The organism is Lysinibacillus sp. GW821-FHT14F06 (assembly GCF_058803665.1).
In genome coordinates this window covers 1-18,005 of the sequence record NZ_JBXAPF010000002.1, presented here as the reverse complement: position 1 = coordinate 18,005, position 18,005 = coordinate 1, and the positions used below count along the sequence as shown (strand labels likewise).

The window sequence follows — 18,005 nt, the reverse complement described above, 5'->3', positions numbered from 1 at the left end:
AAACATAAAAAAAGGTGGAAAATTTATGACAATCGTTGATATTGAGCAAAAAGCTTATGAAGAATTGAAATGGTATGCTATTAGAGAATTAAACGCACAAGCTAATTCATTTACAAACCCTAGTTTATATAGTTATAACATTAATAATGCAGATGCTGTGCCAGATATAGTTAATTTTAAATCTAATCCTCAAATATTATTAACATCTGTTCAAGTTTTATCAAATGATACAAGTATACAGCAATCCCAAACTCTTAAATTTTCACAAAAGTGTACAGAGACTACTACAACAAGTACCACAACTGGATATAAGATTGGCACAAGTATTAAATCTACTACTAAAGGTAAAATAAAAGTAGGATTTTTAATGGCTGGAGAGATCGAACAAACTGTAGAAGTATCTTTAACAGGGGAATATAATCATAGTACTACTCAAACTACAACAAGTAGTCATGAAGAATTATGGGAATATACTCAACCTGTACTAGTTCCTGCTAGAAGTAAAGTTATCGCGACAATGTATATTATGGGAGGCCCTGTTACAGTTCCTATGACCTTATCTGCAAATATTGCTGGAACTGGAGTCTCCCCAAAAGGGAGTCCTTATTCTTTATCCAAAATATATTTTAAAAAACAAAATTCTTCAGCTAATTCTTCTTTATCAGCTAGGGCATCGGTCCTTTATAATCCAAATTGGCCTGGGTATTCTCCTGTGTTTACAGGAGTAGGAGAAAATTATTCATTAAATGTAGAAGGCGCATCTATTAGTTCAAATACAGTTAGCTTATATTCTTATGTAGAATTCAAAGAATATCCATTATCTACTGATACTGCTAATCTTGTTGCCGTTCCAATGAGAAAATATTATTCTATGCCAATTCTGAGAGATGGTACGCCTGCTCTTATTCCAGCGGATTCATTTACCCCATATTCAAGATTTGCCTCTGTAGATCATAATGCACATTCAATGAGTGAAGAGGAGTGAATAATTTATTTGTAATAAAGCAGTTTCTTAAATCGTATCGATCAAGCCAGTTACCTTCTGCAGCATCCGATCCAGCCAATGCCTGAAGTTTGCTTTGGACCACCAAAAACACCAGGTATCAGCTGATAAACTTGTTCCTTATGAGCACATCGATCAAATTAAGTACCTTCTGCAGCATCCAATCCGGTCAAAAGCTGAAGCATGCTTATGGACCACGGAAAACACCAGGAAGCTGATAGATTTTCCACCAATTGATTTTCAGGAACTATTAAATGAAATAATCTCAAATGGTCCTTTAAAAATGGATATTCAGCAACTCTTAAAGAGGAAAATTGCAGGAGAAGAGCTAAATATAGAGCCATCAATTGAAAGTATTCATGACTATCTAGATAAAGAAATAAAGCATATTGAAACTTACTGTAGAAACCTTACAGTAAAAGTGGACGATCCTACACATAAATTAGATGAATTGTTTAGATGTACATTGCAAGAAGTGTGGGAAAAAGAATAATTTTTAATTCGCAGGTCATACTAAATAGGATTTCACTTATGAAATCTATAATGATGAGGAGGATGGAAAATGAGTAGGTTTGAACAATTAGACCCCAAATCTCAAAAAATCCACCGCAACTGGTCAAGGATTAAGCATTCTAAATCTCAAGTAAATGGTGAAACGGAGATTACTCTCCACAACCGTATCTTGAGAAGTGAAGCAAAGGCCCGACAGTTTTAATCATGCTAGAAAAGTAAGTGTCATCAAGCCCAGAATTTATTCTGGGCTTTTTATGTGCGCCTGGCATGCGTATGTATTATAGGGTGCAAGCCCAAAGACAGAAGTAGAGGTTAGCCAAGAGAAAGGGTGTTCGTGACAACGAAGCTGGAGGCAAAACACTGGTCCAAGGAACACGAATCTCATACAAGGCTAGGTATGATTGGATGAGTGTGTCTAACAACACAAAGTCCTTTCTGTCGAAGGTCATATCAAGTAAATGAGACGGATAGATGGTGTGAAAGTGCATGCGCGCAGATACCCCTTCAGTATTCAATAAATTAGACAGTTGGTTTAAAAGAAGGTTGCGAATGTGTCTCTGGAAGAATTGGAGGAAACCTTTATTGTTATTCGTTTTCATGAAAAAAATAGTTCCTGCACACTATACTATTGATGCTCAGATTGAGGAATAAATATAAAAGCAATGGCTCCTGATGTTGCTAAACACACCGTCACTTCTTTTCATATAATATTAGTTTGTAAAGAATGGAAATCCATGATGGGGGAAATAATGTAGTTCTCTTTTGCAAATAACAATTCAAAATAAAACAAAATCAATACGGAGGTAAAAAATGAATGTCCTTGATTGTATCATTATAGGTGGAGGTCCTTCTGGGCTAAGTGCTAGCTTAACTTTGGGAAGGGCTAGGAGAAACATTGCATTATTTGACAATAGAACGAATAGGAATAGAGTGACACAAGCGTCACATGGATTTATTACTCGAGATGGGATAGAACCACAAGCGTTTAAAGAAATAGCGTTAAAAGAGTTGGAGAATTACCCGTCCGTATCATATTTTACTGCAACAGTTACTGAAATCATAAAGGATATAGGTAATGAACGATTTACTGTCAAAACATCTACTAGTGAGGAATTTGTTTCAGAAAGAATAATACTCGCCACCGGTATTCAAGAAATATTTACTATACCAAGTATAAGAAAGTTTTATGGGAAAAGTCTATTTAGTTGTCCGTATTGTGATGGCTGGGAGCAAAAAGATAAGCCATTAGTGGTTATTGCAGAAAAAAAAGAGCATGTACTGCATTTGACTAAGTTGATTTATAATTGGTCGCAGGATTTGGTTGTCTTAACGAATGGAGTTCAATTATCTAAAGAAGGTAAAATAGAGTTACAAAAACACAATATCAAAATTATATCCGAAAAGATAAAAGACTTAATAGGTAATGACGGTTACTTACAAAAAATAGAGTTTGAAACAGGAGCAACAATTATAAGATCGAGTGGATTTGTTGCCCCATCTTATTATCGCCCAAATCAGTTTGCTGAGAAGCTTGGCTGTGAAATTCATGAAAATGGAAAAGTTATAACAGATGGTGTTGGTAGAACAACCCAAAAAAACATATATATCGCAGGGGAAACAGAAAAATCTAAACCATCCTCTTTAATGATTTCAGCTGCTAAAGGTAATAAAGCTGCGGTTTCAGTAAATACTGATCTAACGATGGAACGCTTTTGATTACGTCATAACACCTTCTGCTTCAACTAAATAGGAGCTTAGCTAATATAATTAAACACATCAGCGCCAATGTGTAGTCACATATACTCCAAACATTGTGTTAGAGTTAGTATAAGAATTTACGAAGAACGGATTTTGCTTTTAGAATTCGTTTTTTCTTGTTGTTTAAAAGCATAAAAGTTATTGAACTAACGGTACAGCTTAGTTTATAGACTTATTCAACAATCGGGCGCTTTCCTGGAATAAGGAAAGAGCTTTTTTCATTAAAGGGCCAGATTATTGAAGATCAACATTCCTAAAAATGAGAATATTTGAGATGATTGGTATTAAACAAACGGAGTAGGTTAGTTCAATAAGGAGTTTGTTATATCATTTAACAACAGAGATAGATGGACGAAGAATAAGAATTAATACAGTTTAATATTAGTTTCGATGAGCCGTATCATAAGCAAGTGCGGTTTATGAGAAGAACCACCTAGAACATTGATGTAATAAGTTTTTAGGTGGTTTTCTCTATATAATGAATAGGAGAGTTTTTAGTTTGATAACATTAAGCTCAATATAAATTAGATTAAATTTGGTATGAAAAGATAACTTGGTATGGGTCTCTTTGTTTCATTTGTAGGCTTTTAAAAGTTTTATATTCTCGGGGCTATTTTACTCCGCTTTATTTAAAGTTTACTGACGATAAGTTGTCCTGTTGTTGCATCTATACCAACAATCCGTTGTTTTGTTTCCGATTGTCCCAATCGATATTGTAATACTTCATCGTTTTTATTTTCATCATACTGTCTTGACCATTGTAAAAAGGCATCGGCCTCTTTTAAGGCAGGTATTACGTTCTCTATAGGTTGAATAGTTGCAGAATCATAGGAGTAAAGAAGTTCTAGGTCAATACGAGGAGACCCTAATGTATCGATGAATCCCGTCGTTTTGTTTACGCCAACGTAAAAATGTTCCCCCTTTATTTGTAAGCCATGAGCTACGTGCAGCGGAAAAGTGAAAAATGCACGGTTCACTTCATTAAAGGATGGTTTCTCGATTTGCAATTGTAAATAAGGAACATATTCTTTAAAATGTGTCGCAATAAATGTACAAGCAATATCGCGACAAGTTTCGAACGAAAGATCCAGTTCACCTGTACGCTCTTTAAACCATATGAACTCCATTAATTTCCTTGAATGCTTATCAACCTTCGCCTTCACCGTATCCTCCATACGTTCAAGCAGGAAATTTTCCATCGATTTATCTTTCGGAGCTTTCCAATCTTTTTTTCGCCATACAATGCCGAGTGTATTTTCATCCATTTCGACTTCCCTTAGCTTTTTCATACAATCTGTTACACCTATAATATTTTCAAGTGTCTTCTGCTTTTCGAGTGGTTGTACATTTGGAAATTTGGTGAAGGAAGCTACATCTTCCTCAACTTCCTCTTCAAATAATGCTTTTCCATCAATTGCATTAAATGACTGGTATACAATTGGACTCTCGTAAATCGGGTACAGACCAGACTGTGCAACAGAATAATTGTCACTAACTAAATACTTCATCGATAAAGTCCATGGGGCTGTAAATGCTTGTTGTAAAATCCTGTCGTTGCTAGCAAGCTGCGTTGGGAACTTTGGTGGAGCTTTCGTGTAGCCATTGTACTTAAAATCAATGATTTCTCCGTACTTGGAAACGATTATTTTTGTGTAGTAGCTTGCAAGAGGATAGCCTCCCACAAATTGTTCATATAAAAATTTTGTTTCATCCTCTTTTTCAATGATAGTAGACACAGTTAAATAATCTAATGCTTCAGTGTATTGCTCTGTTAAAAATTGTTCTGCAATGGCTTGCTGCTGCTGCGTTGTGACAAGTGTACCTGTTGTCGAAGGAGGCCTAGTTAAATCTAATAATTTTCCGTTCGGATCAAGCGACACTTCAATTCCTTCTTCTAAATCGTCTGTCGACCACATAAATGTAGCTTGTTCGTTTGAATAATCCTCTACTAGTAATTGATAGTTATCAGGAATTGACACAAAGTTTAACGCTAATTTCGCTAGTTGTTCCTTTAGCATATGTATCACTTCTTTCTGTTTAATTGGCTTGTTCATGCGTTGTTCTAGTTGCTTTTTTAATTGGATACGACCACGATGTAAATACATTTTGATCGTATTGATTGGCTTATCTAGGAGATAGGCGATTTCTTGTACTTTAAAATCATAAAAATAAAATAATATAAATACGGTTTGATAATCTTTTCGAAGTAAAGACAATGCCTCATGGACAAATTCGTAGTTCATTGATTGTTCTTGTTCAATTAGCTGTTGCTGTATAAGCTCGGTTTCCACTACTAGTATTCGCTTTTTTTGTCGTAGAAAAGTAAAACATTGTCGTATTAAAATCTTAAACAGCCATGTAGAGAAATATTTTGGTTCTTTTAATTGATGCATTGATTTGAAAGCTTGCAGCAATGTTTCTTGTACAATATCTGATGCGTCTTCTCTGTTACCAACATAGGAGTAAGCTTTTGCGAGAAGCTTAGACTTTTCAGCTTCTACTAGCTGCTCAAATGCAGCTTGCTGACCGTCGATAGCTGCTCTTACTAATTGTTCCATTTAAATACCTCCTATTATTGTAAGAGTAACATTTTAGATGAAAAGGTTTCACTAAATAATAAACTTTTTTGTTTTTTCTTATATTTTGTAGAGAATTGCAATAATGGACGACTAAACGACACTTTATCAAGGTGAATGTATGTTGAAAAAATATTTTGACTAATCAGCATTCTCGGTGAAAAAGTAAAAAATAGATACGAGCGATTTTTCATTATGAGAGATTGCTTTTTCTATTGCAGCTAACGGGGTAGCATTCCTTTAATAATTGAACTAATCTGCTAAGTAAAGCATTTAAGTTTATGAATAAATGCACTTAAACTCCCATGAAAATAAAATCTCGGGCATTAAAAAAGTCCATGCTAAAATAAACGTGACCTTTATTCAAAAAAATGGTAGCGCCTAAATAGAAATTTTATTTTAGATTGTATTAGGAAGCACCAAGTTCAGTGATGGTCACATAGTAACCCAAACTTTCAAGTCTCCTAACAGAATATCGAATAATAGATTGTTCTTTTTGTTTATCAAAGTAGTCTTCGCTTAAGTCTACATACATTTCTTTCCGTGTTAAAAGGTAATAAGCAGTGCGTAAGATGGCATGAGCAACGGATATTCCAGCTCATATTTATTGCCTTTCTCCATAGTAGAGAGGATTTCCTTTTGCCTGCACTTTCATTGTGTCCAGGTACTAGGCCTGCCCAAGAACAGAGATGTGCTGCACTTGGAAATTGCTTGTTTACATCAGTTCTGATTTCAGCTAGGATTTGTTCTGCCATTCGAGTGGCGATTCCAGGAATAGAATCCAATCTTTCGATATCTTCTTGGTGTGTGGAAAGTCGGCAAGCTACTTCTTGATTTAACAATTCAATTTGTGCAGTCAGAAAGTCAATATGAGTAAGAATGGTTCTGATCATTAGTCGTTGATGTGGTTGAACATAGCCACGAAGTGCGAGTTCCAGCTCTGCTTTTTTCTTTTTCATCGTCCGTCTAGCGAAGCCAGCCAACTTTTCTGGATCATCCTCACCTTCGGCAATCGCACGAAGCATATCAAAAGAGGAAACACCCATCACATCTGATACAACAGAACCAAGTTTAATATTCGCACCTTCGAGTACTTTTTGAATGCGGTTATGTTGTCTCGCGCGTTCTTCAATCATACTCCGGCGATACCGAACTAATTCTCGCAATTCACGTTGGGTGCGATCTGGAATGAAGCTAGCTTTGAGTAATCCATGACGAAGTAACTTGGCGATCCATTCCGCATCTTTAACATCAGTCTTACGACCAGGAACTGCTTTGATATGTTGGACATTTACAACTAAAAATCCGATACTCTCAGCCTCGAGTATGTTTACAATAGGCTTCCAAAATACATCTGTACCTTCCATAGCTACGTGCGTATAACCGTGTTCTTTAATCCAATCAATTAATTCAAAAACCAGCGCTACACCATAGAAGATGAAAATGTATTCAGAACGGGTATTGAATACTACGGCTGGGAGAGGAAGGTAGAAAAACTATGATGCCTTGAGCCCTCGGTGTATCACTGACTGTCGCTCCCTCAAGGGAAGCACTCATGGGAGATTCATCCTACTCAGGTTGCTGCACCAGCCTCTAATTTGATTGGCCGTAGAAAGGATATTTCTAATGGAAGTCATCATTGAACCTGCATGTGGCATGGATATTCATAATGATTCGATTACCGCATGTATTATGACATCAGAAGGTAAAGTGATTCAAACATTTTCTACTAAAACGGTTTTTCTATTCGCTACATGGATGGCTAACAGGCGCGTTTATTTAGGAACGCGTCTTTTTCTTTTAAAGGGTCATTTTGTTGAATAAGAGTGGGAAATATAAATCCAAATATATAGTATTATCGATTCTAAGGAATATTCTATGTAATAATATATATATGAAGTTTTGTAAGGAGGAGATGCTATGAGTATAGTAGATTGATTACTCAGATTTTAAATAAGAGGAAGGTGGTTAATCAAATTTTATAGAGGTGTTCAAATTGAATAATTTAATGATTAATGCTGATTTTAGTAAATTATGGTGTCATAATATATCTAAAATCCTAAGTGAACGTTTTCGCGAACTAATCATACCTATTATCATATTGGGTCTGTCTGGATCGCCATTAATGACTTCATTAGTGCTTTTATTTCAGAGAATTAGTTCCGTGTTTTTTTCTATTCCAATAGGTACTTGGATTGAGAAAAAGAACCTTGTTTTGATTTCTTCAATCTGTAATTTAATATATGCTATATTATTGTTTCTATTGGCATATTTAGTAACAATCGATATAACGAGCCTTTTTGTTATTGGGCCAATATTATTTTTCATGGGTTTAGTGGGATTGATGTTAAATATTGCCCTTTCAGCTATGGTACCTAAAATTGTTGGGAGGCAACGTTTATTAAGTGCTAATAATTCATTAGAAGCTGCTGATGCGATTGTAACCTTAATTGGTCCAGCCTTAGGTGGAATTATACTTGCGAAATATGGCCCGAACATTACCTTAACTATTTGTGGTAGTTTATTACTTATTTCAATGTTATTTATTACACTCATAAAATACCGAAATATAAGTGAGGAAACGGATGATAAGCCCATGAAGGGAAAACAGAAACTGAAGAGTTTCATTCGGGATTCCCAAGAAGGTGTAAAGTACCTCTATGCTAATGGAGCTCAAATTGTATCGACGATTTCGGCTTTGGTACTCGGATTTTCAACCAGTTTTATTGTGCTTAGTGTTATCATTCATTCTAAGTATACTCTCCATTTTTCAGAAGAGTATATTGGAATACTGTTATCTTGTGCTGGTATAGGCAATGTCGTTGGCGTACTTATAATGAACAAATTTAAAAATACAAACTGGTTATACTTTCTCAGTACTTTAATGATCATATCTTCATTTGGAATCTTATTATTGATATCAAATTCATTTATCGTCATGTGTTTCGGAATGATAATCTTTGATGGGGCACTTTCTATGGCATTTGTTGTTCAGATAACTGTTCAACAGGGCATTACTCCAGACCATTTGATCGCCAGGGTTCGAAGTTCCATATACGTTTTAGGTGGAATTGCAGCAATGTTAGCGACTATACTATCTGGTTTGATTTCTGAATGGAACTCTATGGTAGCCTTGGCATTTGGATCATTGGTTTTATTAGTCAATGGCTTGTTTATTTTTAAATATAAAAAACAAGGAGTAGCAATGGATAAAATCAGTCCAATTTATGCAGCATCCAAAAGTAGCTGAATGATGGATTTAATAAAGGTAAGGAATTATACTTCATTGTTCTACCGTTAAAGTTATTAGTAAATACAAGAGGAGTCCACGTTGAAATGTATGTATTTAAAGACCCCAAACACGTTCCTTTTTCTATAATGTTTTGAGCAAAACTATATACTTATTGCAAATGAATTCTAATAACGTTATCAAAAATCAAAGGAACTTTCTAAAATAAGAGCTTGCTATCCATGCATTTATATAATGAGGAAAAGGGGGAGATTAGATGGAACGAGTAAGCTTTTATAATCAAAAAAGGTTTGAACGTGATGTAGAGAAAACTTTCACTTCTCAAAGAGACATCATCCAAAGACTTATTCCGGGTGCAGATATACAACACGTTGGTAGTACTGCTATACCAAATAGTCTTACTAAGGGAGATTTAGATATACAGGTTCGTGTTTCTGAATTCCAATTTAATCAAGCTGTTGAAACACTCTCTACCGTATATGAATCCAACGATGGAAGTATAAAAACAAATGAGTTTAGGGCATTTAAAGATGATGCGAATATTCCACCTTTAGGTATACAACTTACTGTTATAGGCTCAGAATTTGATTTCTTCTGGAAGTTTCGAGATGTTTTACTGCAAAATGAACTATTTAAAATAGAGTATGATAATTTGAAAAGGGAGTTTGAAGGAAAAGACATGGAAGCTTATAGAGAAGCGAAAAATGATTTCTTCAGCAAGATAATACAGACTTCTGAATTCAGGCAATTGAAAACCAATGTTGATAGAAATGTCTAAAATTTATTCTAAGTTTGAATATATAATTATTCAATAAACGAGAGAATTGTGAAATGATGTACTTAAATTAAAGGGTGCTTTTCTTGAAGAACATTGAATTGCGTAAGCAACTCTTTTTTCTTTATTGAACTCCCATGAAAGAACTTAATCATCTTCCATTTTCTGTAGTGTAGTGCTGATTTTTGCGCTTCATGGATGACTAACGGGCACTTTTCCGTAATAAGGAAAGTGTCTTTATTCATGGAAAGGGCCATATTATTGAATAAGAATAACAAATTTTTAAGATTTGTTACCAAACGATGGTTTGGAGGCTTTATTTAATTCAAATAACGAAGCAGAATACTTTATTAAAGCGAAGATAAATATTTAAAACAAATGAATGAACATTATATGAATAAGATGGTTATTAATACATTAAATGGTTTTAATTCGTATGGAGGGTATTTATGCATGATTTTTATTTAATAAAAAAGACCGAAACACAAGATGAAGATTTTTTCGAATATTTTTGGAGAGATAAAGAGCATTACAAAGATTTAATTGTTGATTACATTGGACTTGAAGATAACATAGTTGAATATATCTATGATTCACTTACATGGATTCCATGCAGGAACCCTTGCTTGCCTGGAATGCCTAAACACATAGGCTTTAATAACATTGGCGTCACCCTATTTGATGAGCATTCGGCTACTTCCCTTATTTCTATTTTTACTGCTTGGAGTGATTTATTAAAAAATGGTCCAAAAGAAATCCTAAAAATGATTTATTACCATAATTACTCCGAGGATGAATTAGTGCGTTTCGATAGAGACTATACGATAGCGAAATTTGATAAATTCAGTTCTATATCCAAACAACTGTCTGAGGGCAATTATTATATATATCATTGTGGGATATGAAAATCAAAAACTAATTTTACTTTGAGCAGAAAGCGATAAGAGTTTATCCTGATTAACAATCATTAAGCAAAAATCGTTACCAAACACTGTTTTGGGAAGGTTATATATACTATAGACTGGAATTCATTAAGTATTTAGAAGGTGGTGTTGTTAATTGGAAAACAAAGAAATAATACTTAATATCTTAAATGAAATCAAAAATGGAAATATACCTGTTCATACAGATTACAATTTAAACTTAGACATGTGGGCAGATCTTATTGAATATATGCATGATAGAACGTATATTGCCGATGTTTCAATTTATTGGTTTGGTGATGATGATACATATAACGATGAAAGGGTTCACTCTGTTGATCTAACTAAAGTCAGACTGACAACTTTTGGAGAGAGATTTTTAACTAAAGAAATGAATTAATTATACAAATTAAATCAAAATAACCCAAATGAAGTTAAGGAATAACCCCCCATTCATTGAATTAGGGGTTATTTTGGTTGCTAGTGATCAGTATGTCCCCAAACCATGCTTTGAGGACGTTTTATATTCAACTAACGTAATCCAAATAGTTCAATAAAATATGGATTAATTTGGTAAAATAGATTCGGAAGGGAGGAAATGTAGTGAGAAATTTTATTTCTGTTTTCATAATAATTGTTGTAGTCGTCTTAGTAATTAATATAAACATCGACAAAAATGATAGTTTCTCTATTAATAATGTTGAGAAACAATGGAACCGTATTGCATCTGTGCTTGATAATACGTGGGATGAATTTGGTTTATTTAGTTTTCAAGTAACCCCAGATTCAACAATTTTAATTGAAATGGATGAAACTAAAAGTGAATTACAATTGATAAAGTATTTAGAGGAAAATGTAAATAAAACAGATTTGAACCAATACAACATTGAAATTACTAAAAGAAGTTTACATGAAGTTGAGACAGAGAGTTTTATGATGGAGGTTTCAGGTATTGTATCTGATTATTTACAAGAAAAAAATTATCACGATGTGGACCTTTACCACCCTTCAATGGAACCTACACCGATACTAAAAATATCAATTCCTAAGTCCAGTGAACAATCTAGCGAAAACATGAAAAAGGAGCTAGAAGATGTATTAGCTTCCAAGAGCGCCGAACTACCAAACAAAGATATTTCCTATGAAATCCAGGTGATAGAGAATGTTGATGAAAGTACTATTGAATCAGATGCCTTAATCAGTGATGTTGTTGAAGATATTCAAGGAACAGAAAACCATTTAATTATTTCTGATACAGATATTTTTAAAGGAAATGGTATCTATAAAATGTCTTGGGCGCAACCATCAGATTCGAAGGACTATAAATTTCATGTTACAAACAATACAGGGACAAAAGTAACCGTGCAAATTCAACAGAGTAGTCACACGCAAACTTATAATTTAGTGGCTAATGGTTCTACTACATGGGTCCAATCAGCTGCTTCTTCTGGTGACCATGCAATAGTGGTCACAACATCTGATGGACGGATTTTTAAAGGGGATGTTTTTGTCAGTAGATCTGATGTTCCATTGAACTAATTAGAAAGACTTTAACAAAGTTAATTTTTTAACAGGGGATTGAGTGCAACAAAGATTTATAGCGTATACATAAATAAACCTGCCAATTCAAATAGTGAAGGGCTTGTTCATTTCAATTTATGGGTAGAGAATCTTCAACAAGAGGTTGAACGATTAGCAGAATTGAAGTACTGTTTTATTTTAAAAAATGGTGAGGTCATTTATCGTGTAGAGAATGGTTATTTGTGTAAGATTAATGCACCTGAAGGAACAATCATTGAATTACGTGATAACAAAGAAATTTAAGGACTATTAATTAATTGGATTTTGTAGATCGTTCGGGCTTCTCATATTAAAGCAGTCGGTAAAATGTTGAAAATGAGGGGGAAATTATCTTAACGCGAAATAGTCATTTATTGGGTTGTGCATTTCATCCGGAATTAACCGTGATTCAAGAATTCTAGAATATTTTGTATCCTATGGTATGACTTGCGAAATCTGTTTTCATATAGTACAGTATGGTTAAAATGTAAATAACTGAACACGATGATGGGAAGTAGTAGCAAGCACGTTTTTTTTAGAGAGTCAGCGTTTGGTGGAAGCTGATAGAAGCACTTGTGAATCCGTCCTGAAGTTGCACAGTCGAAGTAATGTAAGTAGGCTGTAGCCGGCTAAAATGCCGTTATGAAATAAGTGGATTAGGTATATGCCTAATCAATTAGGGTGGCAACGCGGGTAGCTCTCGTCCCTTTTTAGGGATGGGGGCTTTTTTGTGTTTATTTTGATTCAAAGCAGAGCTATTCGAGTTTAGCTTGCAACGCAATTACACCAAGACTTAATGGATGCAGTGTCATTAAACTACTGGAGGTATGACTATGTTAGATATTAAACGCGTACGCGATAATTTCGCGGAAATTAAAGAAATGCTATTAACACGTAATGAAGATTTAGGCAACTTAGATGACTTTGAGGATTTAGATACAAAGCGTCGTGAGTTAATTGCTAAAACAGAAGAATTAAAAGCAGAACGAAATAAAGTATCTGAACAAATTTCAATTATGAAACGCAACAAGGAAAATGCAGATGAAGTTATTGCTCGTATGCGTCAAATAGGCGATGAAATTAAAGAGCTAGATGTTCAACTAAATGATGTTGAAGAGCGCTTTAAAGATATGATGATGCGCTTGCCAAACGTTCCACACAAATCTGTACCAGTAGGGACAACAGAAGACGACAATGTAGAAGAATATACTTGGGGTGAAATGCCAACATTTGATTTTGACATTAAAGCACACTGGGATCTTGCTACAGATTTGAAGATTGTTGACTTTGAACGAGGTACAAAAGTAACAGGTAGCCGTTTCTTATTCTACCGCGGGCTTGGAGCTCGTTTAGAACGTGCATTAATGACATTTATGATGGATTTACATGCAGAGGAGCATGGTTATGAGGAAATGCTACCACCTGTCATTGTTAATCGTAATAGCTTGACGGGTACTGGAAATCTTCCTAAATTTGAAGAAGATGTATTTAAATTAGAGGAAACAGATTATTTCATGATTCCAACGGCAGAAGTACCTGTAACAAACTTCTATCGTGATGAAATTTTACTGGCTGAGGCTTTACCACAAGGCTTTGCTTCCTATAGTGCGTGCTTCCGTTCAGAAGCAGGCTCTGCGGGTCGTGATACACGTGGTTTAATCCGTCAACATCAGTTCAACAAAGTAGAACTAGTTCGCTTTGTAAAACCAGAGGAATCATACGAACAATTAGAGCTATTAACAAATCATGCGGAAAAAGTATTGCAATTACTAGGCTTACCATATCGTAAGCTAAAAATGTGTACAGCTGATTTAGGTTTTACTGCAGCGAAGAAATATGATTTAGAAGTTTGGATTCCTGCACAAAACATGTACCGTGAAATTTCTTCTTGCTCTAACTTTGAGGATTTCCAAGCACGACGAGCGAATATCCGCTTCCGTCGTGAGCAAAATGCAAAACCAGAATTTGTTCATACATTAAACGGTTCAGGTCTTGCCATTGGTCGTACAGTTGCCGCTATCCTAGAAAACTATCAACAAGCTGATGGAAGCGTAGTAATTCCTGAAGTTTTAAGACCATACATGGGTGGTAAAGAAATAATTACGCCAAAATAAATAACGAGTAAAAGCAATTTTAGATATCCTTTAACAGGTAATTGTATTGCCTTTTTATCGATTTACAGATGCTTTTAATAGTATCAGGTGGTGTAAACCCCGTGGAATTGAAAAAAATCCTTTATTTCTTAAAGGAAATTTAGCGACAAAAAAGATGTTACTATAATCAAGGATGGGGTGCATTAGAAAAAATTTAGAAATGACATTTTGCAGCTCTTTCGCATTTTCCACTATTCTGCAATCGAGCGCTTTTCTGTAATAAGGAAAGCCCTTTATTCATGGAAAGGGACAGATTGTGACATAATAATACATTTCATAATTGGGGATTTATGTTAAAATATAAAAAGTTATGAAATAATGAACTAAAACTAAAGTCTGTCTTAAAATTGAGGGAGAACTAAGTTGAAAATTATTATAGTAATGCTTGCTTTAATTGTAGTAGCGATTTCAATGTACGGATTAATGACAAAGGATTTTTCATATGGTCCAATATCATCTTTATTGCTTGGAATTCTCTTTGCAATTATGGGAATTGAATAATATAAAATGAAAGGAAAAGATGGTTGGGGAATGTTTCTTATAATAGGATCTTTGTTAATTATTGTGATGGCTCTTTTTAGTTTTTAATTATGTTTGAGTGGCATTAACAACTAATGGAGTACTAATGAACAATTCGAAAACATTGTAAGTTGTTATTCTATAATTGGGCACAATTCTTGTACATGGAATTGTGTCTTCTTTAGTTATGTGGTATTTCTTACTTAATTGTGCATTAAATCAAAATGAAGAGTCTAATAAAATAAAGCTAAAGTTTTTAAAAAGCAATTATGGTAACAAGTCCGAAGATGATATATTGGTATTCGTAGTATAAGATAAGGAGTAAGACTATGAATGAATTTAATAAAACGTTGACATTTGTAAATGAATTACTTTATGAACCGAATCATTTAACTATAAAAAACATCCGAGAGGAATCCCAAAATTCAGATTACGGGGCTGGGGTATTTCAGTTAAATTCTATATCTGTTAGATTTAGAGTCGCAAAAATAACACCTAACAAGGTAGGACAATTTGTTTCCTTTTGGGAAAAGGATGAAGCTAATAAAAATCAAGCATTCTCATACGATAATGCCACTGATTTACTAGTAATAAACACTTTTAATAATACTGGTGATTTTGGCCAATTTGTTTTTCCAAAAGAAGTTCTTTTAAAACAAAACATCCTTAAAACTGCTAATACAAAGGGGAAAATGGCTATTAGAGTTTATCCTAGTTGGGATACTCCCACAAGCAAACAAGCAATAGCAACTAAAAAGTGGCAATCACCATATTTTGTTAAAATGGAAGCTGCTACTAGTTTATCAATACTTGAGCTATTAAAATTATACTCCTTCTAAAATTAGATATCTTTAACTGTGTCATTCAAATATTTACTGTACATTTCGAGGGCATATACAGTAGTTTATTCCACAATTGGGCACAGTTCTTTAATAAAGAATGCGTCTTTTTCCATAAAAGGGCAGATTGTGGAATAACAAACTTATAAGAAATGTTTACCAAACGACGGTTTGGGAACTATCCAACTCTGATATAATAAATAAATTTTAATAGAAAGGGAGGGAGGGAAATTTAGTGATAACTCTAACTGAATTAGGTGTCGATTTTAACGATGAACTAACACCTTTTTTTCAAGTAAATTCAAACAATAGAATTCGCTTTGGATTATCTGAAATTTCATACGTAGAATTAAAAAGTATATTAGACTACATTTTTAAAAAAGTTGATACTGTTGATATGGTTTATTTAGTTGCCAATATAATATCTAATAAATATATCTATACTAAAACAGCCGTAAGAAAATCTATTTTTATTCGAAATTGGGAAGAAATAGTTGAAGAGAATGAAGAGGATTGTAACGTCTATGCAATCGTTAAAAATATAGATATAACTCAAGTTCAAAAATATGCTTTATCTATTTATAAAGGCCGACGTGCAGCATACTTGGCTTTCTATCTTAAAGACCGATTGGTGTATATTAGTACTGATGTAGTTGATATTATATCTGATGATGTACAATTTATAAGCCATTTAAAAGAGAAATTCTCAAATCTTTATAATAAATTTTATGAGTGATTATCTTCATAAAATCATATTCAAAATAACGTTCCCAAATACAAGTTTGGAGAAAGCGCGAAATCTAAGAAATGCTGTTAAACCAACATTTATTGGATTTTACTTTGAATATTGTTTATACATCTTTTTAAGCAAATATATAAACAGTGCTACGATAGTACTTTTCAAGATTATGCAGAGTGTGTTATCTGAATAAAAACCTGTATATTGACGCTTTAAAACTGCATTTTTTATTGTTCCTATACTTCAATTACAGGGCCTTTTATTCTTGAAAAGGGATTGTACCTTCTTCTGCTAAAGGGCTATTTTATTGAATAACATTTTTGTGAAATATTACTTATTTTTCATCTTTATTCATGAGCTACATCAGAAGCTTATCTTAATAAAAAAACAGTGGAACTCTTTACATTTATTGAAATGATGGTGTACGAAAACTCCGGTTTATCATAACTAGAAAGGAATATTTTTCACAGTAATTTTTGTATACTCTGATTCCGTTCTTTTTATTTACGCTATCTACTTGACGGGAAGTAGTTCAAACTGTATTACTTGCAATATTTAAATGTTTTGCAATTTGTGCGATCCTTAAACCTCGCTTTTTTAATGGGTGAATCTCAATATATAACACTAGCTTCTCCTCCATTGATACAGCCTCCTATAAACAGAATATTTCTAGTTTATAAGATTTGGCGAATTTTTGGCGAAAAGTGTTCATTCGATTCAAACAGTTTCTGTTGATTCTATTTTAGCTGTTACATTCATCTCCTTTTTCATATACATTGAATAAAAGTATACTTACGATATACTGATTATCTTGAATCCATTGATTATAAATTCCACCATGCTCTTCTACAATTCTTTACTGATACTTTTAGTGTAAAAGGTTCTATTCAATGGAAAAATACTATTATATCAATAAATGATGCCAGAACTGTAGGTGCGATTGCGAACATTCCTGCAAATGCTAATAAGCAAAGTTGGTTAGGGGTTTATTCTGATTTTCTCTCTCGATACTATAATGTAACGAAAAACCCTATTGGCCAGGTTATTAATTCTTATTATAGTAACTATGCTACACCAATAAGCGATTCTCTTGTTCAAGTCACATATAGGTAATAAAAAAAAGGGGAAGGCTCTGTGGTAGTGACCTCTTATTGATAGGGAAATTAACTATCCCAGTAATCTCCTCGGTACTTTTTTTCATGATTAACGGAGATTACTCTCCACAATCGTATCTTGAGAAGTGAAGCAAAGGCCCGTCATTTTTAATCATGCTAGAAAAGTAAGTGTCATCAAGTCCAGAATTTATTCTGGGCTTTTTTGTTGTATCTTTTGAAAACCCCTTGCTATGCGAGGGGTTCTAAAGAGCTTCTAGCTATGGACAAGAAAAAACCCCCAGC

Annotated in this window: 18 protein-coding genes and 1 other annotated feature; of the genes, 16 read left to right on the top strand and 2 right to left on the bottom strand. The window is 33.9% G+C overall.

Annotated elements, in window-relative coordinates; genetic code table 11:
• Positions 1–25 precede the first annotated feature (25 nt).
• From AC1RNS_RS02260 to AC1RNS_RS02240, 5 genes are all read left to right on the top strand, one after another.
• The gene (locus tag AC1RNS_RS02260; protein ID WP_492990488.1) at positions 26–985 is read left to right on the top strand and encodes an ETX/MTX2 family pore-forming toxin; all 960 of its coding nucleotides are present in this window, start codon (positions 26–28) and stop codon (positions 983–985) included.
• Between the two features lie 94 nt (positions 986–1,079).
• On the top strand, positions 1,080–1,496 hold the full coding sequence (locus AC1RNS_RS02255) for a DNA polymerase beta superfamily protein (protein WP_492990486.1): 417 nt from the start codon (positions 1,080–1,082) through the stop codon (positions 1,494–1,496).
• A gap of 69 nt (positions 1,497–1,565) precedes the next feature.
• A complete protein-coding gene (locus AC1RNS_RS02250; protein WP_283868410.1) occupies positions 1,566–1,718 on the top strand; it encodes a YpzG family protein in 153 nt (50 codons plus the stop codon).
• A 284-nt stretch (positions 1,719–2,002) separates the two neighbouring features.
• Entirely contained in the window at positions 2,003–2,167 is a 165-nt protein-coding gene (locus AC1RNS_RS02245) for a group II intron maturase-specific domain-containing protein (protein ID WP_492990484.1), read from the top strand.
• Positions 2,168–2,326: 159 nt separating this feature from the next.
• Positions 2,327–3,232, top strand: a complete 906-nt coding sequence (locus tag AC1RNS_RS02240; RefSeq protein WP_492990483.1) for an NAD(P)/FAD-dependent oxidoreductase — start codon at positions 2,327–2,329, stop codon at positions 3,230–3,232.
• A gap of 671 nt (positions 3,233–3,903) precedes the next feature.
• Here the strand turns inward: AC1RNS_RS02240 and AC1RNS_RS02235 are convergent.
• Entirely contained in the window at positions 3,904–5,832 is a 1,929-nt protein-coding gene (locus AC1RNS_RS02235; RefSeq protein ID WP_492990482.1) for a sigma-70 family RNA polymerase sigma factor, read from the bottom strand.
• Positions 5,833–6,353: 521 nt separating this feature from the next.
• The gene (locus tag AC1RNS_RS02230) at positions 6,354–7,217 is read right to left on the bottom strand and encodes an IS110 family RNA-guided transposase (protein WP_492990480.1); all 864 of its coding nucleotides are present in this window, start codon (positions 7,215–7,217) and stop codon (positions 6,354–6,356) included.
• 259 nt (positions 7,218–7,476) lie between these two features.
• Between AC1RNS_RS02230 and AC1RNS_RS02225 the strand changes: the two genes are divergently transcribed.
• The 11 genes from AC1RNS_RS02225 to AC1RNS_RS02175 all read left to right on the top strand — a co-directional run bounded on the left by AC1RNS_RS02225 (position 7,477) and on the right by AC1RNS_RS02175 (position 16,605).
• Positions 7,477–7,674 (top strand): hypothetical protein, encoded by a 198-nt coding sequence (locus AC1RNS_RS02225; protein ID WP_492990479.1) that lies wholly within the window; start codon positions 7,477–7,479, stop codon positions 7,672–7,674.
• A gap of 172 nt (positions 7,675–7,846) precedes the next feature.
• Entirely contained in the window at positions 7,847–9,100 is a 1,254-nt protein-coding gene (locus AC1RNS_RS02220; RefSeq protein WP_492990477.1) for an MFS transporter, read from the top strand.
• Positions 9,101–9,356: 256 nt separating this feature from the next.
• On the top strand, positions 9,357–9,878 hold the full coding sequence (locus AC1RNS_RS02215) for a GrpB family protein (protein ID WP_492990476.1): 522 nt from the start codon (positions 9,357–9,359) through the stop codon (positions 9,876–9,878).
• Positions 9,879–10,324: 446 nt separating this feature from the next.
• A complete protein-coding gene (locus AC1RNS_RS02210) occupies positions 10,325–10,780 on the top strand; it encodes a hypothetical protein (protein WP_492990475.1) in 456 nt (151 codons plus the stop codon).
• A 154-nt stretch (positions 10,781–10,934) separates the two neighbouring features.
• Positions 10,935–11,198 carry a hypothetical protein gene (locus tag AC1RNS_RS02205; RefSeq protein WP_492990474.1) on the top strand — a complete coding sequence of 88 codons (264 nt, stop codon included), beginning with the start codon at positions 10,935–10,937 and terminating at the stop codon, positions 11,196–11,198.
• A gap of 203 nt (positions 11,199–11,401) precedes the next feature.
• Entirely contained in the window at positions 11,402–12,337 is a 936-nt protein-coding gene (locus AC1RNS_RS02200) for a YolC/YozM family protein (RefSeq protein WP_492990473.1), read from the top strand.
• A gap of 39 nt (positions 12,338–12,376) precedes the next feature.
• Positions 12,377–12,622 carry a VOC family protein gene (locus tag AC1RNS_RS02195; RefSeq protein ID WP_492990472.1) on the top strand — a complete coding sequence of 82 codons (246 nt, stop codon included), beginning with the start codon at positions 12,377–12,379 and terminating at the stop codon, positions 12,620–12,622.
• Positions 12,623–12,853: 231 nt separating this feature from the next.
• Positions 12,854–13,069: a binding site (T-box leader), on the top strand.
• Positions 13,070–13,191: 122 nt separating this feature from the next.
• A complete protein-coding gene (gene serS, locus AC1RNS_RS02190) occupies positions 13,192–14,472 on the top strand; it encodes a serine--tRNA ligase (RefSeq protein ID WP_492990470.1) in 1,281 nt (426 codons plus the stop codon).
• A 402-nt stretch (positions 14,473–14,874) separates the two neighbouring features.
• Positions 14,875–15,012, top strand: a complete 138-nt coding sequence (locus tag AC1RNS_RS02185) for a hypothetical protein (protein ID WP_492990469.1) — start codon at positions 14,875–14,877, stop codon at positions 15,010–15,012.
• A 347-nt stretch (positions 15,013–15,359) separates the two neighbouring features.
• Positions 15,360–15,869, top strand: coding sequence for a MepB family protein (locus AC1RNS_RS02180; protein WP_492990467.1), 510 nt, complete (start codon positions 15,360–15,362; stop codon positions 15,867–15,869).
• 235 nt (positions 15,870–16,104) lie between these two features.
• Positions 16,105–16,605: a hypothetical protein gene (locus tag AC1RNS_RS02175; protein WP_492990466.1), complete on the top strand. Its 501-nt coding sequence runs from the start codon at positions 16,105–16,107 to the stop codon at positions 16,603–16,605.
• The last annotated feature ends 1,400 nt before the right edge of the window (positions 16,606–18,005 follow it).